General features: G+C 31.9%; 36 protein-coding genes and 1 pseudogene. 32 read left to right on the top strand and 5 right to left on the bottom strand.

The features are described 5' to 3' along the window. The 21 genes from MR875_03845 to MR875_03745 form a co-directional block, all read left to right on the top strand. A partial coding sequence (locus tag MR875_03845) for an EhaG family protein (GenBank protein MCI6993975.1) occupies window positions 1–496 on the top strand: 496 nt, incomplete at its 5' end. Between the two features lie 9 nt (window positions 497–505). Next, window positions 506–1,177 carry a hypothetical protein gene (locus MR875_03840; protein MCI6993974.1) on the top strand — a complete coding sequence of 224 codons (672 nt, stop codon included), beginning with the start codon at window positions 506–508 and terminating at the stop codon, window positions 1,175–1,177. 8 nt (window positions 1,178–1,185) lie between these two features. Continuing rightward, window positions 1,186–1,401, top strand: coding sequence for a DUF788 domain-containing protein (locus MR875_03835; GenBank protein MCI6993973.1), 216 nt, complete (start codon window positions 1,186–1,188; stop codon window positions 1,399–1,401). Between the two features lie 9 nt (window positions 1,402–1,410). Continuing rightward, a complete protein-coding gene (locus MR875_03830; protein ID MCI6993972.1) occupies window positions 1,411–2,283 on the top strand; it encodes an NADH-quinone oxidoreductase subunit H in 873 nt (290 codons plus the stop codon). Beyond that, window positions 2,280–2,534, top strand: a complete 255-nt coding sequence (locus MR875_03825) for a hypothetical protein (GenBank protein ID MCI6993971.1) — start codon at window positions 2,280–2,282, stop codon at window positions 2,532–2,534. The genes MR875_03830 and MR875_03825 overlap by 4 nt, the downstream gene beginning before the upstream one ends. An 8-nt stretch (window positions 2,535–2,542) precedes the next feature. Continuing rightward, window positions 2,543–2,851 (top strand): DUF2104 domain-containing protein, encoded by a 309-nt coding sequence (locus MR875_03820; GenBank protein ID MCI6993970.1) that lies wholly within the window; start codon window positions 2,543–2,545, stop codon window positions 2,849–2,851. A 1-nt stretch (window position 2,852) separates the two neighbouring features. Then, window positions 2,853–3,245, top strand: coding sequence for a DUF1959 domain-containing protein (locus MR875_03815; protein ID MCI6993969.1), 393 nt, complete (start codon window positions 2,853–2,855; stop codon window positions 3,243–3,245). A gap of 38 nt (window positions 3,246–3,283) precedes the next feature. Next, window positions 3,284–3,733, top strand: a complete 450-nt coding sequence (locus MR875_03810) for an NADH-quinone oxidoreductase subunit B family protein (protein ID MCI6993968.1) — start codon at window positions 3,284–3,286, stop codon at window positions 3,731–3,733. Next, window positions 3,730–4,854, top strand: coding sequence for a nickel-dependent hydrogenase large subunit (locus MR875_03805; protein MCI6993967.1), 1,125 nt, complete (start codon window positions 3,730–3,732; stop codon window positions 4,852–4,854). The genes MR875_03810 and MR875_03805 overlap by 4 nt, the downstream gene beginning before the upstream one ends. Continuing rightward, a complete protein-coding gene (locus tag MR875_03800; protein ID MCI6993966.1) occupies window positions 4,855–5,883 on the top strand; it encodes a 4Fe-4S binding protein in 1,029 nt (342 codons plus the stop codon). Between the two features lie 5 nt (window positions 5,884–5,888). Further along, entirely contained in the window at window positions 5,889–7,250 is a 1,362-nt protein-coding gene (locus MR875_03795; GenBank protein MCI6993965.1) for a 4Fe-4S binding protein, read from the top strand. A 4-nt stretch (window positions 7,251–7,254) separates the two neighbouring features. Then, a complete protein-coding gene (locus tag MR875_03790) occupies window positions 7,255–8,301 on the top strand; it encodes a hypothetical protein (protein ID MCI6993964.1) in 1,047 nt (348 codons plus the stop codon). A gap of 16 nt (window positions 8,302–8,317) precedes the next feature. Further along, window positions 8,318–9,208, top strand: coding sequence for a formylmethanofuran--tetrahydromethanopterin N-formyltransferase (locus MR875_03785; GenBank protein MCI6993963.1), 891 nt, complete (start codon window positions 8,318–8,320; stop codon window positions 9,206–9,208). A 9-nt stretch (window positions 9,209–9,217) separates the two neighbouring features. Beyond that, on the top strand, window positions 9,218–10,150 hold the full coding sequence (locus MR875_03780; GenBank protein MCI6993962.1) for a carbohydrate kinase family protein: 933 nt from the start codon (window positions 9,218–9,220) through the stop codon (window positions 10,148–10,150). Window positions 10,151–10,202: 52 nt separating this feature from the next. Then, on the top strand, window positions 10,203–11,030 hold the full coding sequence (locus MR875_03775; protein MCI6993961.1) for a 4Fe-4S binding protein: 828 nt from the start codon (window positions 10,203–10,205) through the stop codon (window positions 11,028–11,030). A 15-nt stretch (window positions 11,031–11,045) separates the two neighbouring features. Beyond that, on the top strand, window positions 11,046–11,681 hold the full coding sequence (locus tag MR875_03770; GenBank protein MCI6993960.1) for a CBS domain-containing protein: 636 nt from the start codon (window positions 11,046–11,048) through the stop codon (window positions 11,679–11,681). A gap of 412 nt (window positions 11,682–12,093) precedes the next feature. Further along, window positions 12,094–12,735 carry a queuosine precursor transporter gene (locus tag MR875_03765; GenBank protein ID MCI6993959.1) on the top strand — a complete coding sequence of 214 codons (642 nt, stop codon included), beginning with the start codon at window positions 12,094–12,096 and terminating at the stop codon, window positions 12,733–12,735. 361 nt (window positions 12,736–13,096) lie between these two features. Continuing rightward, complete coding sequence (locus tag MR875_03760; protein MCI6993958.1) at window positions 13,097–14,386, top strand: uracil-xanthine permease family protein; 1,290 nt, start codon at window positions 13,097–13,099, stop codon at window positions 14,384–14,386. Then, window positions 14,379–15,005, top strand: coding sequence for a uracil phosphoribosyltransferase (upp, locus tag MR875_03755; protein MCI6993957.1), 627 nt, complete (start codon window positions 14,379–14,381; stop codon window positions 15,003–15,005). Before MR875_03760 ends, upp begins: the two co-directional genes overlap by 8 nt. Before the next feature lie 713 nt (window positions 15,006–15,718). Beyond that, entirely contained in the window at window positions 15,719–15,985 is a 267-nt protein-coding gene (locus tag MR875_03750; GenBank protein ID MCI6993956.1) for a hypothetical protein, read from the top strand. 80 nt (window positions 15,986–16,065) lie between these two features. Continuing rightward, window positions 16,066–16,608, top strand: a complete 543-nt coding sequence (locus MR875_03745) for a hypothetical protein (protein ID MCI6993955.1) — start codon at window positions 16,066–16,068, stop codon at window positions 16,606–16,608. 203 nt (window positions 16,609–16,811) lie between these two features. Here the strand turns inward: MR875_03745 and MR875_03740 are convergent, their stop codons facing one another. Beyond that, on the bottom strand, window positions 16,812–16,958 hold the full coding sequence (locus MR875_03740; protein ID MCI6993954.1) for a hypothetical protein: 147 nt from the start codon (window positions 16,956–16,958) through the stop codon (window positions 16,812–16,814). A gap of 253 nt (window positions 16,959–17,211) precedes the next feature. Here MR875_03740 and MR875_03735 point away from each other — a divergent pair, with 253 nt between their 5' ends. From MR875_03735 to MR875_03710, 6 genes are all read left to right on the top strand, one after another. Beyond that, window positions 17,212–18,327, top strand: a complete 1,116-nt coding sequence (locus tag MR875_03735) for a tocopherol cyclase family protein (protein ID MCI6993953.1) — start codon at window positions 17,212–17,214, stop codon at window positions 18,325–18,327. Continuing rightward, window positions 18,327–19,025, top strand: coding sequence for an SEC59/DGK1/VTE5 family protein (locus MR875_03730; GenBank protein MCI6993952.1), 699 nt, complete (start codon window positions 18,327–18,329; stop codon window positions 19,023–19,025). Before MR875_03735 ends, MR875_03730 begins: the two co-directional genes overlap by 1 nt. 127 nt (window positions 19,026–19,152) lie before the next feature. Further along, window positions 19,153–19,404 carry a 2TM domain-containing protein gene (locus MR875_03725; GenBank protein ID MCI6993951.1) on the top strand — a complete coding sequence of 84 codons (252 nt, stop codon included), beginning with the start codon at window positions 19,153–19,155 and terminating at the stop codon, window positions 19,402–19,404. Beyond that, window positions 19,405–19,680 (top strand): 2TM domain-containing protein, encoded by a 276-nt coding sequence (locus MR875_03720; GenBank protein MCI6993950.1) that lies wholly within the window; start codon window positions 19,405–19,407, stop codon window positions 19,678–19,680. 3 nt (window positions 19,681–19,683) lie between these two features. Further along, window positions 19,684–20,124 (top strand): LytTR family transcriptional regulator, encoded by a 441-nt coding sequence (locus MR875_03715; GenBank protein ID MCI6993949.1) that lies wholly within the window; start codon window positions 19,684–19,686, stop codon window positions 20,122–20,124. An 8-nt stretch (window positions 20,125–20,132) separates the two neighbouring features. Beyond that, window positions 20,133–20,558 carry a DUF3021 domain-containing protein gene (locus MR875_03710; protein MCI6993948.1) on the top strand — a complete coding sequence of 142 codons (426 nt, stop codon included), beginning with the start codon at window positions 20,133–20,135 and terminating at the stop codon, window positions 20,556–20,558. Between the two features lie 7 nt (window positions 20,559–20,565). Here the strand turns inward: MR875_03710 and MR875_03705 are convergent, their stop codons facing one another. Then, window positions 20,566–20,967 (bottom strand): DUF3795 domain-containing protein, encoded by a 402-nt coding sequence (locus tag MR875_03705; protein MCI6993947.1) that lies wholly within the window; start codon window positions 20,965–20,967, stop codon window positions 20,566–20,568. Between the two features lie 83 nt (window positions 20,968–21,050). Here MR875_03705 and MR875_03700 point away from each other — a divergent pair, with 83 nt between their 5' ends. From MR875_03700 to MR875_03680, 5 genes are all read left to right on the top strand, one after another. Continuing rightward, window positions 21,051–21,824 (top strand): J domain-containing protein, encoded by a 774-nt coding sequence (locus MR875_03700; GenBank protein ID MCI6993946.1) that lies wholly within the window; start codon window positions 21,051–21,053, stop codon window positions 21,822–21,824. Continuing rightward, window positions 21,802–22,206, top strand: a complete 405-nt coding sequence (locus MR875_03695; protein ID MCI6993945.1) for an HIRAN domain-containing protein — start codon at window positions 21,802–21,804, stop codon at window positions 22,204–22,206. The genes MR875_03700 and MR875_03695 overlap by 23 nt, the downstream gene beginning before the upstream one ends. A gap of 144 nt (window positions 22,207–22,350) precedes the next feature. Continuing rightward, complete coding sequence (locus MR875_03690) at window positions 22,351–22,908, top strand: 50S ribosomal protein L15e (protein MCI6993944.1); 558 nt, start codon at window positions 22,351–22,353, stop codon at window positions 22,906–22,908. Between the two features lie 32 nt (window positions 22,909–22,940). Further along, a complete protein-coding gene (locus MR875_03685) occupies window positions 22,941–23,363 on the top strand; it encodes an RNA-binding protein (protein MCI6993943.1) in 423 nt (140 codons plus the stop codon). Continuing rightward, the gene (locus tag MR875_03680) at window positions 23,364–23,753 is read left to right on the top strand and encodes an Ig-like domain-containing protein (GenBank protein ID MCI6993942.1); all 390 of its coding nucleotides are present in this window, start codon (window positions 23,364–23,366) and stop codon (window positions 23,751–23,753) included. It abuts the gene before it with no gap. 306 nt (window positions 23,754–24,059) lie between these two features. On the opposite strand, the gene MR875_03675 is transcribed toward MR875_03680, so the two are convergent. The 3 genes and pseudogenes from MR875_03675 to MR875_03665 form a co-directional block, all read right to left on the bottom strand. Continuing rightward, window positions 24,060–24,212 carry a hypothetical protein gene (locus MR875_03675; GenBank protein MCI6993941.1) on the bottom strand — a complete coding sequence of 51 codons (153 nt, stop codon included), beginning with the start codon at window positions 24,210–24,212 and terminating at the stop codon, window positions 24,060–24,062. Between the two features lie 103 nt (window positions 24,213–24,315). Further along, window positions 24,316–24,492, bottom strand: a complete 177-nt coding sequence (locus MR875_03670) for a hypothetical protein (GenBank protein MCI6993940.1) — start codon at window positions 24,490–24,492, stop codon at window positions 24,316–24,318. Between the two features lie 545 nt (window positions 24,493–25,037). Beyond that, window positions 25,038–25,172, bottom strand: a pseudogene (locus tag MR875_03665) (helicase C-terminal domain-containing protein). Window positions 25,173–25,340: the final 168 nt, after the last annotated feature.

Below are 25,340 nucleotides of genomic sequence, written 5' to 3'. Positions count from 1 at the left end.
AGAATCTTTAATCTTACCTGGTTTGTTAGTAGAACTTGCAGAAACTTTGTCAATTTCTGAAATTTTAATTACTCGTGAAATGCGTATTATTGAGAATAATCCAAGAAAGATGTCTAAATCTTCTTCATTATTCCCACAGCCATTTGCTTTAAATATGGAAATTATGCAAACTGCTCCTAACTTTATTGCATTGGTATTAATCGGTTATGGTATTTTCTTAACTGGTTTTACTGGAGGTGCAGTAGCTGGTGGTGGAATAGTATTATATGCATTGTCTAAAAAAGCAAGAGGTCTTCCAGTACTTGTTGTGGATGGTCTTGCAGGAGTATCAGGTATCGCATGGTGTATATGGATAATAGGTTTCTTATTATTCTTCGTAGCTCCTCAATACTGGTTATTGAGTTTATTCTTAGCAGCATGTGGTTTATTACTAAAAGTAGCTTCAAAAATAGGTTTAATTGGACTACTTATGAGAGAGGACATTGATAAGGAGTAGGTGATGAGTATGGATTTTGTTACACTTGGAGGAAATGTACTTGGAACAATTCCACTTGGAGATATCGTATTATACTTAACTCCATTTAATTTGTTCTTATTTGCAGTATTGTTAGGTTTTACAATAATGATTGGATTAAGCAAACCTGAAACTCAAATAGAAGCCACTATGCATTATTTAAATAATACTGAAGTTAAAGTAGGTCCGAAAGAATTCAAACAAAGAAGATTCTTGTCTGTAATATGTGGTATTGCATCAGCAGGTGCAATGATTACAGGAGATTTGTTTAACTTCACATTGTTTATGGCATTGGTTGGAATGTTGAACATTGGTATTGTGTCAGCTGTAAGACAAACAAGTGTGTTAAACTCAGCATTTAACTATGGTTTAATCGCTATGATGTGTAGTTTACCATTATTTGGTGGTGCAGCTATTATTCTTGCATCAGCAGGAACATTATCACTTGCAGCATTATCTCAAATGACTGCAACTCCGATGATGGTCTTTGGTGCAGCATTGATGTTAATAGGTATCTTAGGTGAAAGTGGAGTAGCACCTTTCTTTGCAAGTAAAGCAGAGATGTTCAGGACCGCCGGATCTCCATTCATCGTTATTATTCACTTAAGTTCATTATTTATTATTGTAAGAGCAGTTGAAATTTTATTATTGGTATTATGGTAGGTGATAGTATGGATAGTCAAAAAGGTTTATGTATTGTTTTATTGGTATTATCAACAATAGCTATTCTCGCTTGTCTTGTTATTGACTTTGAAGCATGGATTGTTTATGCTATTGCTATCTTTGGTATACCTGTATGGGTGCTATCTTTAGGTTTACTCACTATGGCTAAGCCAAGACCTGAAGATGCAGAAGAAAGGGTGAAAGAACCATTCACTGGATATTAGCGTGGTATTATGAATTTAATGGCAGAAATTTTAATTCAAGTAATAATTGCATTCATCGCAGGAAGTTTGCTTCTCGGTTTGCATAGAAAAATCATGGCTCGTGTTCAAAAACGTCCAGGACCACCTATAGTCCAGCATTTGTTACACTCTTTGAAATTTTTCTTTAAAGAAACAGCATTCCCAAAAACAGTTTCAAAAATATTCTATGTGGGAATCGTATTCATATTGGCTTTAGTATGGATTGTTGGTGTTATCGCAGGTCCTGTAGCTCATGATTCCTTGTTAATCATTTTTGGTGTTTATGCTGTTTACAAAATTGTTGAACATAACTCAGGATCAAGTTCCGGTTCACCATACGGTAAATTAAGCTGTGTAAGGGCAGTATTGTCTGCGGCAACTGAACTTCCATTGTTTGCAGCAATTGTGTTTGTTTACCTTGTAACCGGTTCAATGAATATTGGTGAAATCATTTCATATCAATCCGTTCACGGTCCATTGTTCTTTACAATCCCACTTGCAGCTTTAATGTTCTTCATGTTGATTATTACAAAATCACCATATTCTCCATTTGCAATAACCAAGGACAAAGCACTGGTTTCAGGATTTGAAACAGAACACTTTGGATTCTTGAGAGGCTTCATGTTATTTTCAGAATCAATTGCATGGTACGTAATGCTATGGGTATTCTTGACAATATTCTTCGGACCATTGAATGCAGTTGGATATGTAATTGGAATGATTGTAATCACATTCATTACAGGATTTATCAACGCAACAACTCCAATATTCAGTCCAAACCATTCAGTTATGACACAAATTACAATTGGAGCAATCTGCTTCTTTGGAACAATTATCATGTTATTTAGTGGGGTAGTATTATGAATAGTGAAGATGTAATACGTTATTTCACAGCATTAGTTGCTATCGGAATAATCGTTATAGGTGTATTGACAACAATATTCCATTCAGCTATTATTGCTCCGATAATAATTATTGGAATCATCTTAAGTGCTTTCGTATTGCTTTCTAAGGGCAACTTTGCACATAAGATTGAAGGTATTGAGAAATTATGTTTTGTAATAACAATTGTAGCAATTATATGTTCATTTATATTGCTTTATAAACCAATGTAGGAGATATTATGTTAGATTATATGATTTACATCGTTGCATTTGCTGTTGGTTCCATTCTTGGTTTGCTCTACAGTTACAAATTACATGGCGAGCCTTATGTTGCAGACCATGAATTCAATGTATTGCTTGCTGTAGGGGCTGCTGTCGGATGGGCATTGGGTTTCTGTTCAGGCAATATGATTTTATCTGCAATCGGTTTTCTCCTCGCTGGATTCGTAATGGGTGGAAGACCTGGATACGGCAGAAGGGAGACTGCTGTAGGTTTAGTTGTTGCAATAGTATTATACTTCTTATTGAAAAGTGGGATGTTGATTTAAAATGAATGACAACGAAAGATTAAGATTAATGCAAGATAGGATAATTAAAAGCTATGCTTGGCAAAGAGACATCATAATTCCACTTTCCAAGGATTTTGATTGCACAACCGAAGAACTTGAAGAGGTGTTCTTCGATTTGTTCTCCATGAGTGACCTTGAAGCTTTGCATGGGACATTCGAAACAGCAAGAGACATTTGTCTATACCAAAAATTCAATGCTGATTTAAGGCTTTGCTGGTTTATAGGTACGCTGGAGATAATACCTGAAAGTGAAGGTAAAAAATTAAAAATGAAACTTGTAGGGGAAGTTAAAAAAGGCAGATCATATGATGATGTCCTAAAAGAAGGAAAATTAGAATTATTTGAATTATTGAAAAAAGAAATTAAATATTGATGTTTATTTATTCATTTATAAAATAAAAGAGGGAGTACATGTTAGACACTGTTAAAGATGCTGTGAGGAAAAGCTCAATTCATGTCTGTATTGTGAATTGTGGTGGATGTAATGGCTGTGACGTAGAAGTCGTTGCATTATTGTCCCCAAGATATGATTTAGAGCAATATGGTATTTATGTTCAAAACAATCCTCGTGAAGCTGATGTCTTATTATTAACTGGTGCTGTAACCGAACAATGGGTTACAAACCTAAAAAGAGTTTATGATAAAGCTCCGGAACCAAAAATTGTCGTAGCTGTTGGAAATTGTCCTCAATCCGGAGATGTATTTGCTCAGGAAGGGGGAAAAGTACATGCACCTGCATCCAATTTTATCCCAGTTGATGCAGCAATTCCAGGATGTCCACCTAGACCTAGCGAAATTCTAGAAGCTATTCTGGCTGTGGGTCCACAAGCTATCGCTGACCGTGGGAGGGAAGAGAAATGATTGTACCAATTGGTCCTATTCATCCAGCTTTAAAAGAACCTCTAAGACTCAAGCTTCAAACTGAAGGAGAAAGAGTTGTAAAAGCAGAAATTGAATATGGATACGTTCACAGAGGAATCGAAAAAATTATTGAAGGACAAACTTGGCAGAAAGGAATCTATCTTTCTGAAAGGGTATGTGGTATCTGTTCATACGAACACACACAGACATTTGCAGAAACAATAGAAAAGATTTCAGATGTTGATGTTCCGCTAAGAGCACAATTCTTAAGAGTGCTTACCAATGAACTTGACAGAATACAAAGCCATTTGCTTGCAAATTCAACATTCTTCAAGGCAATGGATCACGAAACCTTGTTCATGCATGTTTTGGAATTAAGGGAATATGCAATGGATTCAATTGAATTATTGACTGGAAACAGAGTTAATATGGGTTGGAACGTTGTTGGTGGAGTCAGAATGGATGCTGACGAACGCCACTTCAAACCGATACTTGAAAACCTCAAGAAAATCGAAGAAGGTTTCGACACTACAAGAGCACTGTTTGCAGAAGGCCCTGCACTTGCATTAAGATGTAAAGGAATTGGCCACATGAGCAAAAAAGAAGCTATAAAAGGCCGTGCAGTCGGTCCTATAGGAAGGGCTTCTGATATTAAGGAAGATTACAGAATTGGCCACTACACATATGATGATTACTTCGACTTTAAAGTAATCAGAAGAAAAGAAGGGGACAATTACGCAAGAACATTAACCCGATTTGATGAAATCCCTGAATCAATAAGCATAATCAGACAAGCTATTGATAATATGCCTGAAGGTGAAATCCGTACTCCTGCTGATTTGAAATCAGGTTATGCAATGAACAGAAACGAAGCTCCTCGTGGTGAAGTAACATACATGATTGAAACCAATGGTAATTTAATCAAACATATTTCAATAAGGACTCCAAGTATTGCGAATATGGATTCATGTGCTAAATACATGATTCGTGACGTTCCAACAATAGCTGATGCAGTTGCAACCTATGCGTCCTGCGACCCTTGTGTTGCTTGTGCTGAAAGAGTAGCTATTACCAACGAGTATGGAAAAACAGAACTCAAAAACATTTATGAGGTGAAATAGATGTCATCTCTAATGTGGTACATATTTGACTTTGCAAGAAAAGCTTGGGCTGATGCATTTACAAATGCAAAAACAAATCCCGAAATTGCAGAAAAACCCGAAAGATTTAGAGATTTTCCTAAAGTAAATAAAGAATACTGTATAGGTTGTGGAGCATGTACCGTATCATGCCCATCCCCAAATGCAATCAAAATAGTAAGGGAAAAGGATGATGAAACTGGTGAAGGTTCAACATATCCTGTAATCAATCCTAGTTCTTGTATAAGATGCGGATTCTGTGCAGAAGTATGTCCAACAGAACCAAAAACATTGGAATGCGGTCACAATCATTTCATTCACCCGGAATTCAATCTTATTCCATCAAAAAGACAGTTCATTGTTGATGATTATTTATGTATAAAATGTAAAAAATGTGCTAAAAAATGTCCTGTTGAAGCTATAAGTCAAACAGACAGCAATGTGATTGTTGTAGATCAGCTAAAATGTATTTCCTGTGGAGAATGTCTTGACGTGTGTCCTGTTAACGGTGCAATGAAAGGAGTATTTGTCGATAACTTGCAAGACCAAAAAGAATTGATCTTATTATGTGTAAATTATCTTGAAAACTTTATCAATAATGAGGAAGAGGATTTAAGGTCATTGGAACATAACGGGCTTTTGCAATATGATGTTCCTCTCTCTGAGATATGGGATGAAGCATTAAAAATCATGCCTGATGAAGAAATAGCTTTGGAAATCATTACCAATGCAGTCAACAGGCTCAAAGTCAGAATCATTGATTGGGATAAATCAAAATGTAAAAAATGCCAATTATGTATTCCTGATTGTCCGACAAACTGTATTTCATTTTATGAAGTCAATGATACAATCGTAAGAGATAAAGAAAGATGTTTAAGATGCAGTATTTGTTACCAAACCTGTCCATTTTCAGTCATCAAGTATTTCATGGCTAAATTCGCACTTGATGATGGTGAAAATATTCATGTTACAGTAAAAGCATCTAATTTAAATGAGGATATTGTGGAGTGAGTGTTATGATTGACAGTTATACTAAAACACCAAGACCATTGAGGCATGTGGATGTCGAATATTTCATCGACAAAACAAAATGTGCAAATTGTAATGACAAACCTTGTCTTGATTCATGTCCTATTGATGCAATATATGTTGATAATGAAGAAGGTCTTATTAAAATAAAAAGCACTTGCTTCGGTTGTGTATTATGCCGTAATTCTTGTCCTTATGATGCAATATCTCTTGATGTACATATGGACCCACCTATAAAGGAAAATGTTCCAAACATAAATGTGAAATTATGTAAAGCTTGTGGAGCATGTGTAATGGCATGTAAAAAAGGTTCAATTCATATTGTTTCAGATGGAAAACAACCTCCGCACAGTGAAATTGATAAGGATACCTGTGTACGTTGCGGATACTGTTTCAGAGTATGTCCAACAGATGCAATTAAATACGGTCAATTGCTTCCTAAAACAGTTAAAGGAGGTAAGGCTGTTGTCGTCAACCAGAAAGATTGTATTGGCTGTATGACATGTACAAGAGTATGTCCTTCAATGGGTGCTCTTAATGTGGCTAGAACCAACAAATTGCCGTACATTAATCCTGGCTACTGTGCAAGATGTGAGGAATGTATGCATTCATGTCCTTCAGGGGCTATAAAATACTCTTCACGTAAAAAAGCTTACAAAATGTACAGTGAAATAAAATCATTTGATATAGTATCAAGCATTGTAGACCATGATACTAAAATACTTTCACTGGATTTAATCAGTTTAAACAAGGTTTTAGAAAAGGTAGGTAAGTCAATAGCTCTCGAATTCAACGATTTGACATTTGAAAATTTCGTTGAATATAAAGTAAATGATGAAATGGAAAGGGAGTTAAGTATCAGTCTTAATTCAAACATTGAAGTTGGAGAGTTCACAAAACTCGTTGGATCTTATTTAATGGACAGAAACATTGAAGTATACAACAATAAATGTATTGCATGCGGTGACTGTTATAATGTATGTCCTGCAGGTGCAATTGAACTAAACGGTCCAAATCCAATTAAAATTAATGAAGATAAATGTATATACTGCGGAAAATGTGTGGAACAATGTAAATTCGATGCAATTGGTGCATATGATGATTACTTCTATAGTAAAGACACTGACCTGTACTATGCAAGATCATACTTGCACGGTCAAAGATTGGCTGATTTCACAATTTCAAATCCTAAATGTCAAGCATGTGCAATTTGTGCAAAGAACTGTCCAACAGGAGCATTGACATTGGGTGATGATATCATGGAATATGACAGTGAAAAATGTATTTACTGCAGAAACTGTGAAGCGATATGTCCGCTCGATGCAATCAGAATAGTTAACTTCAGGTGATTTCATGTTTGAAAAATCATTCATTACAGATTGTGAGGGTCCATTGACCTTAAATGACAATGCATTTGAACTTGCAGCTGAATTCATTGAAGACGGCGGGGAATTATTTAAATTTCTCAGTTTATATGATGATTATCTGGTTGATGTCGTTAAAAAGGAAAACTATAAAGCAGGCAATACCTTGAAATTGATTTTGCCTTTCTTTGTTGTTGAAGGTCTAAAAAACAAAGATTTGATTGAGTTTTCACAAAATCATATTTATTCAGTTGAAGATTCAAAATTCCTCTTAACTTACTTGCAAAAAGAGATGAATACTTACATAGTTAGTACCAGTTATGGTCAATATATTGAGGCTATCTCTAATTATATGGAATTACCTTTCAAAAATACATTTTACACTAAGGTAAATCTAGATAACCTTACATTAACTGATGAAGAAATTACAAAAATCACTGAATTCAAAAAGTTGATTTTGGAAAACCCTGAAGATTATGAATTATTTGATGATATTTTCTTCTCACAGATTACCAAAATGGGAATCTATGAAAATATCAAGAATATTGAAGTTGTCGGAGGACAGGGCAAGAAATTGGCTATTGACCAAATCATTGAAAGAGATAACATCAACAAGGATAAAATCTTCTACATAGGAGACAGTATAACAGATGTGGAACCTCTTGATTTTGCCCACAGGAACAATGGTATCAGTGTATCATTCAACGGTAATGAATACCCATTGAAAGTTGCTGAAATAGCTATTGTATCTCCAAGTGCAGTAACAACTGCAGTTATAGCAAATATCTATGCAAATAATGACAAAAACAAAGTAATAGAATTTATTAAAGATTATAATAATTTAAATGATTATGAAAGCTTATTCAATGATTATAATATTGATGAAGAAATTAAAGATAAGTTTTTCTCAGTTTTCAGCAATGAAAATTACCCATTAATCCAAATAATCAATGAAAACAACTTTGATGAAATTTTAAAAGTCAGCAAAGAAATGAGAAACAATATTCGTGGTCAGGATATAGGCGGATTAGGTTAAAAACAGGTGTATTAAAATGAGTTATGAAAAAGTACAAGACACATTCTTTGAAGCATTTGAAGGAAAATACGTAAGAGCTTTAATTACAGGCCCTACCAAAAAAATTGTTGAAAGAGCAGCTTATGATTCCACTTCAACACCAAGCGCAGTTATAGGAAGAGTAGAAGGTGGTGTAGAAGGATTTTTAGATGAATCACAAACTCCAGATGGAAGATATGGTGCTGTCGTTCAATACTGGTTAGGTGGAGATGATGTTAAAAAATTCGCATTTGAATTATCTTACAGATTAAGGCAAGATGTATTGGTAAAACCATTTACACGTATTTTTGACTATTCAACATCAGACAGTGATGAATATATTGAAATGATGGATATTGTAGGTCACTGTGGTGACGGATATGAATGGATCGTAGAGGAATACGATAGAAAAATGATTAATGTACCTATTGCAGTTCCTGACTTCCAGATTGAAGAAAAATTCAAAATCAATGATGGAATTATGGGAGGAAACTTCTGGTATTTATGCACTACACCTGAAGTAGTAATTGAAGCTGGTGAAGCAGTAATTGATGCAATAATGAATGTTGAAGGAGCTACTGCACCATTTGATATTTGTTCTGCAGCTTCAAAACCGGAGACAAACTATCCTGAAATTGGACCAACCACAAATCACGTTTACTGTCCTTCACTTAAAGAATCTTTAGGAGATGTTTCTAAAGTTCCTGAAGGAGTTAACTATATTCCTGAAATTGTAATAAATGCAGTTGATGAAGAATCAATGAACAAAGCAGTTAAAGCAGGTATTGATGCTGCTTTGGAATTTGAAGGCGTAGTTGGAATATCTGCAGGTAATTTTGATGGTAAACTTGGAGATAAAAATATAAATTTATTAGATATTTTAAAGTAAGGTTTTAAAATGGAAATTCTAGATGATGATATTAATGCAGAAGTAGTTGGATTCGGAGCACTGAATGTGGACAAACTTTACTCTGTTGGAAATATTGCAGGTAAAGATGAAGAAAGTTTCATAAAAAGTGAAATTGACGCTCCTGGCGGTTCTGCAGCAAATACAATTGTTGGTTTATCAAGACTTGGCCGTTCAACATCAATCATTGGAAAAATAGCTGAAGATGAAGATGGGGATTTAATAGAATACAATTTGGCCATTAATGGTGTTTACTCAAATAATTTAATTTACTCAGAGACAGGTTCAACCGGAAAATGCTTAGGTTTTGTTGATGATGATGGTGAAAGATGCTTATACATTGACCCTGGTGTAAATGATGAGATTAAAATTGATGAAATAAATCCAATCAATTTTATGAGATGTAAAGTAATGCACTACACATCTTTTGTTGGAGATTCATTTAAAACCCAAATTGAATTACTGGATTTGTTAAACGAAAATACTGTATTAAGCTTTGATCCTGGAATGTTATATGTTCAAAAAGGATTCAATGAGTTAAAACCAATCCTTGACAGGACTGATATATTACTCATCAATGAATCAGAATTAAGATTATTATGTGATAATAATGAAGCTTCCTTAAAAGATTTGGCTAGAGGATTTCTTGAATTTGGAATTGAAACTGTTGTAATTAAACAAGGGGCAAAAGGAGTATTTGCAATGAACAACCAGACTGATTGTTTTGTCGAATCATATGAGTGTGATGTTGTCGATACTACTGGTGCTGGAGACAGTTTTAACAGTGGATTTTTATATTCCTTCCTAAAAGGATATGATTTGGAAAAATCCTGTAGAATCGGAAATTGGGTTGCAAGTAAATCAATTGAAGGATTTGGAATGGATAAATTCCCTTCCGCTAAAGATTTAGAGGCTTTCTTTTAAGTGAATTTATTAAGATAATTAGATATTAAAAAATTGATTAGTAGGTATTAAAATGAATGTGTCTTTTATAAAACAGATGAAGGATTTGGAACGTGAAGTTCTTTTAAAATCTGTTGAATTAGATGATGATCGTGATGATTTTCAGTTTGAACTGGATGGATTTAGTGCAAATGATGAAATCATTGCAGTTTCACCTAGATGTGTAAGGTGTAATACCTGTGTTGGCGAGTGTCCAGTTAATGCAATTGAGCCCGCTAATATTTTCAGAATAGCTAAAATAACTGACAAGTGCGTTAAATGTGAAATTTGCGTTCAATCATGTCCTGTTTCAGCAGTTAAAATAATTGACAATTCAATTGTTTATGATAGTGAAAGTGAAGAGAAGATAATTGAATATAAATTAGCTAATGTAAGTTCTCGTCATAGGGTAATTCGTATGAACAATATTTCAATCGATTACTCTGTCGATAATAATTGGGATGATTGTGCGACATTATGTCCAACCAATGCATTTACTCTTGAATTTAAAGAGTTCTTTGATGATTTGGATATGGATTTAGGTATTGAACTCCTTGAAGATGAGTTATATCCATATGTTAATGAAAAAATGTGTATTGGATGTGGAGCATGTGCTGAAATATCACTTAATGACAATGCAATAGAATTGGATCGTTACTTTGGTCCTGTAATCCACAGTCGTTTTATTGATGTCAATCACGATTTGTGTGTCAATTGTTATTTATGTGAAGAAAACTGTCCGACCGGAGCTATTGAATTAGTGGATGGTAAAGTTGTTTTAAATGATGATAAATGTATTAGATGCATTGAATGCACTCATCGTTGTCCGGTAGTGGCTTTGAAAAGAGAAGTGATAAAATAAAAATGAGGTCTGTTTATGAGAGCTAAAGAGTTAATGGATAAAAATTTTGTATATTTAAATACAAATGATAGTATAGTTGAAGTTTCAAAAGTAATGGAAGAAATTAGACGTTTCACATGTCCTGTTGTTAATGATAACAAACAATTAATAGGATGGATAACTTCTTTCGACATTACTCGTGGATTAAGGGAAGGTAATGAAAAAATTTCAGAAATCATGAGTGGTTATGAAGAAATTGGGACTGTTCATGAAAATGATCCTGCAAGAAAAGCAGTAATCTTAACTGCAAACAATAAGTTTGTAACTGTACCTGTTGTAAATGATGATAAACAAATTATTGGTATGGTTCGTGCTTGTGATATTGTAGAATTAGTATCTGAATTATATGATATTAAAGTTTCAAAATTATATGAAGCAATGCAAAACCAACTTAAAGGTGTAACCTGGGATGAACTGATGGATGCATCTGCATTAGTATCTCAAAAAACCACTGGTGTCAAAATATCTCCTAAGGATTATGAAGCAAATATTATGAATTCTACTTTCGGAGAAGCTATCTGGTCAACTGGTGGTTTGGAAAAATTCTTTGCTGGTTTAATCTCTGTTGGGGAAATAGTAATTGCTCGTAGAGTTGGAAAAGCAAGAAGATAATTTATTAATCTCAAAACAGACGAAATATTCATTATTTGGAATTTAAGTTCCATTTAATGTATATTATTACTTTTATGGATTATACGAGATAGAGGATTTTATCAACCAACATTTTCTAGTGATATTGCTCATTTCCTTGAGGTTTGTCTTAAAGATTCGATGAATCTACAATTTCTAATATAATGGAAAAATACCTCATTTTTAACGAATCTCAAGGTTAAATATTTTTTTATTATTTTATTTATTTGATTAAAATAAAGTATATTTTTCATTTATTTTTTATTTTCAAGCATTAATACTTCTTATTTTGAATATTTTTGATATTCATGTTTACTTTTTGATTTAAATTTTATACAGTGACTTAAATTCACGGTGTTAAATTTAAATATTTGTATAATCAATATTACTTTGTATGAATTTGAATTTTGACTTTAGTGAAAAGCGTGTAATTATTACCGCATTTTTCTGTATGGCTTTCACAATTGCAAATTTGATTACTGTTAAAGTTATTAACATTGGATTTTTAGGAATGGAAACTCCTGCTGGAGTTTTAATCTATCCTTTAGTATACATTTTAACTAACGTAGTTGCAGATGTTTATGGTGAAAAAGTAGCGCAAAGAACTATCCTTTTAGGTCTTGCTACTGATATTTTATTTGTTTTCATGACAACTTTAATATTGGTATTACCTTCTCCAGCTTATTTCACAGGAGATTCCAGCCTTGCATTTGTATTTACTCAAACTCCAAGAATTCTCGTAGCTTCATACATCAGTTACTTGATCGGTAACTTTGTAAACGCAAAGATCACCGCTAAAGTAAACGCTGGTAAAGAATACTCTTCTACTAAAAACTTAGGAATTCTTGCTTTCAGTGAATTAGTCGATAACTTTATTTTCATCGGTCTTGCATTCATCGGAGTATATGCTGTTACTGATATCTTAATAATGATTATTTCCCACTGGGTATTAAGTTTGATTTGGACTGCTATTGCTCAACCATTTACAAAAATGACTGTAAAATGGGCAGAAAAAGGAAAACCTGCAGAAGCTTAAATTTAAAACGGGAATTATTTTCCCACTTTTTTATTTTTTTTTTTAATTGATATTTAATAATTGTAAAGTTTTTAAATAGTTTTTTTCAATTTTGTTTATTATTTTTATATGAATTCTATAATTGTAAATTTTTTAATCAATTTTTATCGTTATTTTTCTATTTTTTACTACAATTTTGAAATAGTAAAATATTTTATTGTTTTATTCAGATATATATAATTAGTCAGAAATTGTTATGGCTATATTTAACACTTTATTTTACAAAGTGTGGATATTTTAACTATTATTTTTAAATTATTCAATAAAAATTTTTAAAATAATTAATCAATTTATGATAAAATATAGGAATTTTGTGATATATATGGTTGAAGAAAATAATAATATGCTGCTTGGGGTTCGTGACAAGCCTCCGGCACTCAGGTGGGTTTTACTTGCTGTACAGCATGTATGTGCAATGTTTGGGGCTACAATTTTAGTACCTATTGTTGTAAACACCACTGCAGGTGCAGATGTTTTATCAATTCCGGTAGCGTTAGTTACATCTGGTATAGGTACATTAATTTACCTTATTTGTACTCGTGGAAGAAGTCCTGTATACTTGGGAAGCTCCTTTGCATTCATTGCTCCTATGGTAGCAGGTTATGCATTGGCTGGTAAAGCTAGTGTATTTTCAGCTTTAATGCTTGTTGGTTTAGTATATGTAATTGTTTCATGTATTATCAGAGTTTCCGGTAAAGCATGGATTAATAAATTGTTACCTCCAGTAATTGTAGGTCCTATGATTATGGTTATTGGATTATCTCTTGCTCCAACAGCTATTAATGAAATCGGTTTGGACTTAGCTGTAATTCCATGGCAAAATCTTGTTGTTGCATTGATTGCATTTTTAACTACTGCAATTTTAGCAGTTCGTGGAAAAGGAATATTACGTGTAATTCCATTCTTAATTGGTATTCTTGTAGGTTATGCTGTAGCAGCAGCTCTTGGTATGGTTGACTTTTCACAAGCTTTATCTGCAAATGTAATTGAAATTCCTAAATTCTATGTACCATTCATGAATTATAATTTGAACTTCGCAGCAGCACTCACAATTGTTCCAATTGCTCTTGTAACAATGGTAGAGCACATTGGAGACCACAAAGTATTAAGTGAAATCATTGGCCGTGATTTGATTGAAGATCCTGGTCTTGACAGAACCTTGCTTGGAGACGGTCTTGCAACTTTCATCGCAGCATTATTAGGTGGTCCTGCAAACACAACTTATGGTGAAAACACTTCTGTTGTAGGTATGACCCGTGTAGCATCCGTTTATGTAATTGCTCTTGCAGCTTTAATTGCAATCGTATTTGCATTCTCAGGACACTTGACTGCATTCTTAACTGCAATTCCTGCTCCTGTTTTAGGTGGTATTTCTGTTCTTTTATATGGATTTATCTGTGTAAATGGTCTTAAAATCTTAATCCACAATCAAGTTGACTTCAACAATACCAAAAACGTTGTTGTAGCTGCAACAATGCTTGTTTTAGGTTTAGGTGGAGCAACATTATCAGTTGTATGCGGTAACTTGTCCCTTGCAATGTCCGGTATGTCTCTTGCAGCAGTTGTCGGTGTAATCTTAAATCTTGCAATTCCGGAGGAAAAACATGAATGAATTTGTTTTAGACCATCCATTAATAACTCATAAACTTGCGATTTTAAGAGATATTGGCACCGGAACTAAAGAATTCAGAGAACTTGTAACTGAAATTTCAACAATCCTTGTTTATGAATCAATGAGGGATGCAAAACTTGAAAAAACAACAATTGAAACCCCTCTTGAAAAAATGGAAACTGGAAAATTAAATGAAGATAACTATGCTATCGTTCCAATATTAAGGGCAGGAATGGGTATGGTTGACGGTGTATTGAATGTAATTCCTAACGCAAAAATAGGGCACATTGGTCTTTATAGGGATGAAGAAACATTTGAGCCTGTTGAATATTATTATAAAATGCCTGAAGGAATTGATAATAGGGAGGTTCTTGTAGTTGATCCAATGCTTGCAACAGGTGGAAGTGCATCAGCAACAATTTCCAGGCTTAAACGAGATGGTGTAACCAAAATTAAGTTGTTATGTCTTGTAGCGGCTCCACAAGGTATTGAAACAATCGAAAATAATCATCCTGATGTTAAAATATTTTGTGCAACTGTTGACAGGGAATTAAACGAAAATGCATATATCCTTCCGGGTCTTGGAGATGCTGGAGATAGGGTATATGGAACTAAATAATTAAGTTTAATTTTCCTTCTTTTTCTTTTTTGGGATGGCTCATGAATATTAAATTAAAAATCATAAAATTTTGTTTTGGTATTGTGTTGAAAACATTTATTTTAAACTTCACAGGATGGGGATTTGAAAGAACAAACCTATTACTGAAATCACAAAAATATAATGTTTAACCTCTAATAGTCTATTTGAATCAATATTCTGGTTTAACATGATAAAACAAAATCTATTGGTGGTTCAATTTCTAAAAATATTTATTCATCTTATAATGCTACAACTAAATTAATTGAGAGTTCTTCAAAGAATATTGTTAAATCTATTTCTAAAGTAAAACATAAGTTAGTTTCTAGTTATTCATATGTGAAGAAAAAAGTTTACTCTGCCGTTAATTTTGGTATGAAAAAATGTTATTCAATTTATAAGTATTCCAAAAAGAAATTTTATTCTACGGGTCATTATATTAAGAAAAAAGTGCATTCAACTTATAATTATGCAAAAAAGAAAGTTTATTCAACTTATAATCATTATAAAAAGAGTACATATAATTATGTTAAAAATTCATTTAAATATTTAAAATCTTATGTGAAAAAATTTAGATTATGGTAGGTGTACAATGGTTTCAAAAGAATTCATTGAAAAAGAATGGATTAAAGCATATAATGCCCTTAATCCTTTTTTAGATGTTAATGGAGCATATGAACTCCGTAAATTATTATATGATTTTAAGAAATAATGAAAAATTCATATTTATTTCAGATAATGTTGATTATACCTGTATTATTGAACTTGATGAATTAAAAGATGATATTCCAATTTTTAAATATGTATCAGATTGTTTTAAAATTTTTGGAATTTTTAGTAAATCTCAATTGAGCAAACTTCATTTTGCATCTGTTTATGATATAATTGTTTATAGTTGTGTTAGTGAACTTAAAAGAGATTTATCATATAATGAGAGAAAAAAATTTATTACTGTAATTTAATTCATAAATTGACTTTGAATCAGGATATTTCATCTAATTTCAATCAAAATTTTAAATATAATAATGAACTATTTAATCAAATGAAAAAAATAAGGTGGAATTCTTCTGCAAATAAGTTAAAAAATATTATATACAGAGATTTGATGGGTACACTCACTTTAGAATTAAATACTGATTCAGGAGTTACTTCTTCATTTGGTGAATGTGCAGAGTATTTTGCATGTTGTAATGTATTTAATGATAATCGTTTAGAAGTAATGCCTGATGATGTGGTTAAATCTTGGTTATTAACATTGAATTTATTTTTAATGGATTTACGTCCCTATATTAAAGATTTTAATTCAGCTAGTGATATGATTACTGATACTGGAAGTGAATTTAAACCTATTAATATTTCGGAATGTCAATTTAACAATAAATCTTCATCTATAATTCGAAAAGTTTTAGGTGGTGTTTTAAGTATAATTATTGTCTTTCTGTTGCTTATTGTAATGTCAACGATATTAATATTGATTTTTGGAGATGCTTTGGATAATTTCATTGGTTTACTTAGGCCAGTTGGTATAATAGGTTTGGCTTTGGCTGCAGCTTTGGGTAAAGAAATATACAATAAACTTGTTTAAACATGGAAGCATTTTCAAATGCTTCACTTATTTTTTTTCATGCCATAATCTTCAATTTGCAACGATTCAAAACTCAAAAAATGTTTTTAATCAAGTAATCATGATCAAGTTAATTATTTTTTTAATTTTTTGATTATCTGATTCCAGTAACTAAATATGTTTTCTATTTTTATAGGATATTTTAATCCAATTTCTTAAATAACTCATAACCTTTTTGCTTTTACAGCATCAGAATAATTTTCATTCAATTTAACTGCAACATCATCAATCTTTGTTTCCCAATTTTCCTTATTTTTCGTTAATTCCCTCAATTCAAGTAGAATATTATCCTTGTCAATAATATTTATCATATCCTAACCTCTTGAGGTTTTTGTAAAATTATCTTTTAAAGAAGTATTTTAAACACCACTTTTTTTATTAACTTTGTTTACAGCACTTATGCTTATTTTTGTTTTAAATTTTTGTATTGAAAACATTCATTTTAAATAATATCTATTTTTCCTTATTTTCTTTTATTTATACTCTCTTTCAATGAAATATTTTAATAAATTATTTAAACGATTTTTAACAAAAATAACAATGTATTATCTTGGAGGATTAATAATGAATAAAAGTGATTTGAAAAGAGATTATTATATGCTCAAAGGATCACTTGCCAAAAAAGGTTATGACTGGTGGTGGCATTCCTTAACTGCATATGATAAAGAAACTGGCGAAGAAAAACCTTTCTTTATAGAATACTTTGTATGTAATCCAGCTTTAGCTGAAGAAGAACCTACTCTCGGACAATTGCCTGAAAATCAAAAAGCAGGTAAAAAACCATCATACTGTATGATCAAAGCAGGTACATGGGGTAAAAACAAAAAACAAATCCATAATTTTTACTCAATGAAATACTTCGATTGTCCTGACGATGAATTAAACATAAGAGTAGGAGATTGCAGTCTTACAGAAACTCATATGAATGGACAAGTAAAAGTCAGTGAAGAAGAAGCTCAGGAACACCCAGAATTCATGAGTGATGCTGGAGAAATGATGTGGGATTTAGATATTGATAAACAAATTGCTTTTAACGTTGGTTATGGTGCTAACAGCCTATTTAGAAAATTAAATTCATTCGAAATGTTCTGGCATGCTGAAGGAATCAAAACTCAATACAGTGGAACCATCTGGCTCGACGGTAGGGAATATGAAGTAATTCCTGAAAAATCATACGGATATGCTGATAAAAACTGGGGTGGAGACTTTACATCACCTTGGCTTTGGATTTCATCATGTAACTTGACCAGTCTCAAAACCGGTAAAAAATTAAACAATTCAGCTTTTGAAGCAGGTGGAGGAAAACCAAAAGCATTTGGAATATCCATTCCTCGTAAATTATTAATTGGATTCTACTATGAAGGTAAAATGTATGAATACAACTTCGCTCGTTTCTGGAATATGGTAAAAATAGACTTTGACTTTGAAGAAGGTGAAGAAGTACATACCTGGAGAGTAAATGCAAGTAACAAAGACTCCAGAATGGAATTGGTTCTTTACTGCAAACGTGAAGACATGTTATTAATTAAATATGAAGCTCCTACCGGTAAAAAATTACACAACAGATTATGGAACGGTGGAAACGGTTGGGGTGAAATCAAATTATACAAAAAAGATGGAACTCTTATCGACCACGTAAAAATGGAAAATACTGGCTGTGAATACGGAGAGTATTGCTGATGATATTCACAGACATTATTGCATTAATCGTAGTTTATATTTATGTAGCAGTTATTTTTGTAATAGCTGAAATGGTCTTAAAAACAAAACCTGAAGTTTCACGTAAATTCTTGCATATTATGGTAGGTAACATGATATTTGCAATGCCATTCTTTGCAGATCCATGGAACATGGTTTGGTTTTTAACATTGCCGATTACAATTGCATTGTTCTTCTTAACAGAATATTCTCCAATTACAATAGAAAACAGTGTAACAGAATCAGGCCATGCATTAGGATTATTCTTCTATGCAGGAATCTGGACAATATTGATTGCAATATTTACAACAATTGCTCCTGCAAATGACTCTAAATTCTACATCTGGATTGTAGCATTAGCTATTGTTCCTATGGTATATGGTGATGGTTTTGCAGCATTAATCGGTCAAAAATTCGGTAGAGTCAAATACACAATATTCGGAGGAACTAAATCTCTTGAAGGATCACTTGCAATGTTTGTTGTCACCTCTGTAATGAGTGTATTTGTATGGATGGTTTTCGCATCTATCGGATGTACCATGCCAGAATTCAATATTGTAAATATCATAGCAATTTCTGCTGTTGTAACAATATGTGAAGCAGTAAGTTATGGTGGAATCGACAATTTATCTGTTCCAGCTGTAACTTCTATTTTATATTTCTTAGTAGCTATATTATAGCTACTTAATTTCTTATTTTTAATTACTATTTTTTGCATTTCAGTTCCAATATTATGCATCTTGGACATATTGCCAATTAGTCATTTATATATTACTTTACTAACTTTTATTATCGAATGGTGATAATATGCATGTAAGAGAAAAGGCAGAAAAAAGAGTGGATGCAAAAATCAGGTTTCAAGAAAATTTATTTAAGTTTATAGTTTCAAATACTATATTGGTAATTGTTTGTTTCGTATTCTTGGGAGATTTCTGGTTACTCAAATTTGCAATGTTATTTGGTGGAATTGCTCTTTTAAAAGATCTTTTTGATGCATATCCAATTAGTTACAATCGTGAAAGAATTGTTGAAAATGAACTTTCAAAAAGAGGTGATTAGATGAGTGACAGTTTAAGGGTAATTGCTGAGAGAAGAGCAGATGCAAAAATAGAATTTTATAAAAGCTTTACAATATATCTGATTGTAAATGCTGCACTGGCTGTTGTTAACTATATTTTCACTCCGGAATTCTGGTGGGTTGCATTTCCAGTATTCTTTTGGGGAATTGGAATTGCAGTCGAATTCTTAAAGGCATTTGTGTTCAGCAGCAGATTTGACAGTAAAGAATACAGGGAACGAAAAATTCAAGAAGAGATGGAAAAACTAAGGAAATAAAATATGAAGGTAAATTTATTTGTTTCACGAGATATTGAAGAGCCGTATGCTGACATTCACACCAATGAATTGACAGATAATATCACAAAAGCAATGTCAATTCTTGAAAGTGATGATTCAAATGAAATGCTGGCAGTTAAAAGGGGGTCTGACATAGCATTATTGGAATTTAGTGAGATTTTCATGTTTAGAGTTGAGGATAAACAGGTCAATGTATATACAGAAAATCAGGAGTATATCATTAAAAAGCCATTGTATCAAGTTGAAGAAACTTTAACAAGTGATTTTGTCCGTATTTCAAAAACCACTATCGTTAATCTAAAAAAGATAAAAAGAGTGGCTCCTTCACTTAAGGGAATGATGTTTATAGAACTTAAAAACGGCTTGAAGGATAATATCTCAAGAAAATATTTGCCTGAATTTAAAAGGGCTTTGGTTTTATAGGTGATTTCATGAAACTGGATTTAGTTAGAAGATTAGCATTCGGAGCATTTGTCGGATGTTTTGTTGTAATGTGTGTCATGGTAATGATATCTCTTCAAGTAGGGCCTGAAACTATTCGATTCAGCGGTATTGATATTATAAATGCATTTCTCGGAACAATTGTTGTTGGTTGGGCATTCTCCTTAAGTGGTTTGATTTATGAAAATGAGAATGTTGCATTTCCTCTTCAGGTTATCTTTCAGATGGTTATTGGTATGGGAGTATTGTTTGCAGTTGCAGTATACTTAAAATGGATGCCAATTAATCTTGGAATCGGTCCAATAATAACATGGATTGCAATAGCTTGCATTTTTGCAGCTGTTTTCTGGGCTAGTTTTTATATATATTATTATTTGGTTGCACGTGATTTGAATAATAAATTGAACAGTAAATAGTTTTTTTCTATTTACTTTCATATCCGCATTCACTACATGTTTTGCTTTGGAATTTAATAACACCACCGCATTCTGGACATAACCATTTATCACGGTCCTGACTCATCATACGGCCAATTCCGGTAGTTTTAATTCTTTTGGCACTTTCAAGGGTGTTCAAATCATGTCTTTTAATATATTTTTTTGAATGCTTTTTCATGAGTGGGCATGGAAACTCACTGCAGCGTCCGCAATAGCTGAAATTCTTAGAATCAAAGCAGGTTTTAATTTTACACTTTAAGCTGGCTTTACTTTTTCCGTCATTGCTGATTAAACACCCTCCACATGGATTTTGATATTTTTCACAGCTAATACAATTAATTCCGCATGGGGCAAGTAATTTTGAATCTATAGTTTCCGGCATTTTCATAATGTCACACTCAATAATAAGAAAGGTATATATTTATATAATTCTATATTTAACTTTATAGTTATCGAAATGATGTGATAAAATTGTCATTAATCATTCATCCTGAATTTGAAAAATTAAAAAATAAGTTGTCTGATTTGATATTTGAATATCAGGAGCTTACTTTACATATATGTCCTAATATAGAAAGGGAATATCTTTTAAACTTCGGATTGCTCGAGCATGATCTCTATAAAAGAGATGTTGAGTTGTCTATTCTTAAAAGAAAACTTAGTTTGCTCTATATTCAAATTAACAGTCAGGACGAGGTCAATCTTGACTTGATTGATGAAGCGTTAAAAGAAGAGTTTTTAGAATATGAGCACAATATCAAACTTCAAATGGAAGAATTGGATGAACTGATTGGTGATAAAAAGTTCCATAAGCTCTCAAAAAAGAATGCCAAAAGGCTTAAGTCACTTTATAAGGAATGTGTTTTAAAGTTACATCCTGATTTACATCCTGATCAATCTGATTATAGAAAAAAACTGTTTATACAAATCACTGAAGCATTTCAGATGGGTAATCTAGATGCACTTGAATCATTATACTATTTTATTCCAAATAAGAATATTGGTCCTGAATTAGACTTAAAATCTGAAGTTGAAAGATTAAATGAATTGATTGTGTATAATGAAATAGAAATAGCTAAAGTTAAGAAGAGATATCCATACAATAAAAAGGATATGCTTTCCGGTGAATGCAATATAAACAGGTATAAGTTAATGCTTAAAAATCTAATTATTCAATTTGATGAGGATATCTTAAGTTATAAAAATAGAATTTCTGATTTATATGGCAAATATTCAAAAAATTGATTCTGAAGTGTCTGATTTCATTGGATTTCTGCATAATGCTCCTGAAGTAAAACCCTTTTTGGAAGACATTTATTTAATTACAGTTAATGTGGCTGGATTAGTTTATATTGATGATATTGATGAAATATTTTCTATTATTAAAGAGGGAGATCATTTGGATTTGTTCCGTGAAAAGGACAATAGATATGATGAACATGCCATTCTGGTCAAATATGATGGTAAAAAAATAGGTTATGTTCCAAGAGCAGATAATATTATTTTAGCTAATCTTATGGATGCCGGTAAAATGTTATATGGTGTGGTTGTAAATACATATATTGAATATGTTTATGTGGGTGATGAATTTAAAGTAGTTAAATTCAAAATATTTTTAAAAGAATGATTTTTACTTATTTTTACGATACATTTATAAATACATAAAACAAATATTTTATTACTGTTATTTCTAACAGTAAATAAATTACTTTTTTCGGGACAAGTTCCCAAATGGATGTGGCCCTAGTGGCTGAACAAAAAGGTGTTATTTATGTATAAATATATTAGAGACGCATGGAAAAATCCAGATGAGTCTTACGTACGTGAACTCATGTGGCAAAGAGCTCCTAAATGGAGAAGAGAAAGAGCTGTTCAAAGAATTGAAAGACCTACCAGACTCGACAGAGCAAGAAGCTTAGGTTACAGAGCTAAAAAAGGTTTCGTTTTAGTAAGAACCAGAGTAAGACGTGGGGGTAGAAGAAAAACTCGTCGTTTCAACGGTCGTAAACCTAAAAGAATGGGTGTAAATAAAATTACCCAAGCTAAATCTATTCAAAGAATGGCTGAAGAACGTGTAGGCAAAAAATACCCTAACTTAGAAGTATTAAACTCCTACTGGGTATGGTCTGACGGAAAATATAAATATTTCGAAGTTATCTTAGTTGATCCACAAAGTCCTTCTATCGTTAACGATAAAAAAATCAATTGGATTTGTTCCAAAAAACACACTAACAGAGCTCTCAGAGGCTTAACTAGTGCTGGTAACAAAGGACGTGGAATTAAATCTAAAGGAAAAGGCTCAGAACAAGCTAGAAGAAGAAACTTATAGTTTTTCTTCTTTCCTTTTTATTTTTGATTAAAATGATTCATAATATTAAATTCAGAGCTTTCGTTTATGAAGATGAAAGTGTTGATGAAATTTCTCAAGCTATTTTAAACTTACTTCCTGAAGCTGAAATAGAATCAGAAGAAGCTGAAGGATTACTTGAAGATAAGATTATAATCTTATCCGGGATGGTATCTAAAAAAAGATACACAAAGACTTTTTTTAACAAACTTTTAGAATCTGTTGATTTGGAAAAGTTAAACAATGATTTAGAGCAGAAAATTGATGAAAAGGGAAACTGGTTTTTAAGATTTGACAAAGCCGATGCTCTAGATGAAAAATTAACTATTTTAGATAAAGGCGATTCAATCCATCTAAGAGTTAAAATCGCTGCTTTTCCTGCAAAAAAACAAATTGCAGTTGATAAAGTACGTGAAGCTATTTTAGGTAGTGCTTAAATGGAAAAACAAAGTAAATTTTTAATTTTATTATTAGTAGCTTTTGTAATTTGCATTGGGATATTCTGGTTCCAGTTCAACAATAATGTTTCAACTTTCATAATTGTTAATGAAACTCAAGTAACTGAAGGAGATTCATTTTCAGGAATGCTTGTTGATTCATATGGTAATGGTGTTGCAAATCAGACAATCACATTCCACAAACCTGGATATCAAATGGGAACAATTGTTGATGTAGTCACTGATGAAAATGGTGAATTTGTTATTGAAAATGAGGAATATCTGCCTGATGTGGGCGGTGACAACTACTACGGTAATTTCACTTTTGCAGGCCATGATAAATATCAGGGATGTATATATGAAGGCAATGTTACTGTAAATCCAAATTAATTTATTTTTTTTATTTTTTTTTCATTAAATTTTATATAACTTGAAGTCAAACTATTAATTAATTATTGATTCGGAGAGAGTTATATGAAAGGGCATGCGAAAGTTGTCATACTTATGTTCTCTCAACACTACTTTTTATCGAGCTCATGTTAATTAAATATTTTCATTTTTCTGCAGTAGGATGAAATTATATGACCATCAACTACTTTTATAAAAATTCGATTAGCATTAAAAAATTTAATGTAAAGATTAGATGGAGTATTTTGATTAAAATTTTCATGTTACGATATTGCAAAATTCAAATATTTAGGATTTGAATAATATCCTTTTGCCACTAACATCAATTTCTACTTTGTCACTAAGCGGAACATTGGTAGTGCCATTATAAAATTCAACATCATAATCTTCAGGTATATTTTCAATTATTTTCTTTAAAACTTCAATATTTAAAATTGACATGAATAATAATTTATAAAAATCTGTATTTAAATCAATCTTCAAAATCTATTCCAAATCTATTCCAAATTTATTGAAAATCTATTGCAGTTGACATTCAAATCAATTAATCAAAGTATCCATCATCAGCATATCCAAATTCTTCAAAATCATCATAGTTTATATCATCACCATCATCAAAATCATTTCCCCAATCTGGACTGTCTGACAAATCAGATCCACATTCTTCACATGTTGCTCTTGAGGAATCATTTAAATGACCGCATACACTACATGTTATCATTATATTGTCCTCCTTATTTGGTTTTAAAAATATATAAACATTTTATAATTTATCTAAATTAAAAATGGATTTATATTAGTATATACTCTTTTATAGGTATTGTAAATATCTGACAATGCTAAATTACAAATATATTCATCTACATGTTTATCAGGAATTTCATTAATCCTTTTAAACAACATTTCATCGTCACGGGAAATGTCAAATGATTTAGAGATAATCTGAGTAAGTTTTTTTATTTCAACTAAAAGCATTTCGAAATCATCTACTTGATATATGTCATAAGCACAATGGATTATTCTATTAATTTTATAATTGAAATCATCTTCAATTTCAATATTATTTTTTGTATCTTGTGAAAATTCTTTCAATAAATTGTTTAATGGGGTATTCTTAGAGTTTTGTGAATCAATTAACTCGTGAGTATCAATTGAAACATATTTTCCTGTTCTTAAATATTCTAAAAATTTAATAAGTTCTTCATCAACAATTATGTCACTAAATGCAACAGGTTTTGTTAAATATAAACCATTGAATGTTTTTACACGAGTTAATGCTACATATAACTGTCCTGAAGCAAAAATATTGCTTTTTAAATCAAGGAGCATAGGCTCAATAGTTTGGCCTTGGGATTTATGTATTGTAAAAGCATAACCTAATTTTAAAGGATATTGTTTCACCTTTTGAATAAATGGTTTTTTACGTTTTAAAACATGTTTATATGGATCATAAACCATTTCATATTTATAGTCTTGAGCGCTTCGTTCATTAAGACTTACAACAACAGTCCGTGTCTTTTTATCTTTTTCAAATTCAACTATAATGGTGTCTTTATTAGTATCCTCATC

This window comes from Methanobrevibacter sp., from assembly GCA_022775905.1.
Classification (GTDB): domain Archaea; phylum Methanobacteriota; class Methanobacteria; order Methanobacteriales; family Methanobacteriaceae; genus Methanocatella.
This window is presented reverse-complemented; position numbering and strand designations above follow the sequence as displayed.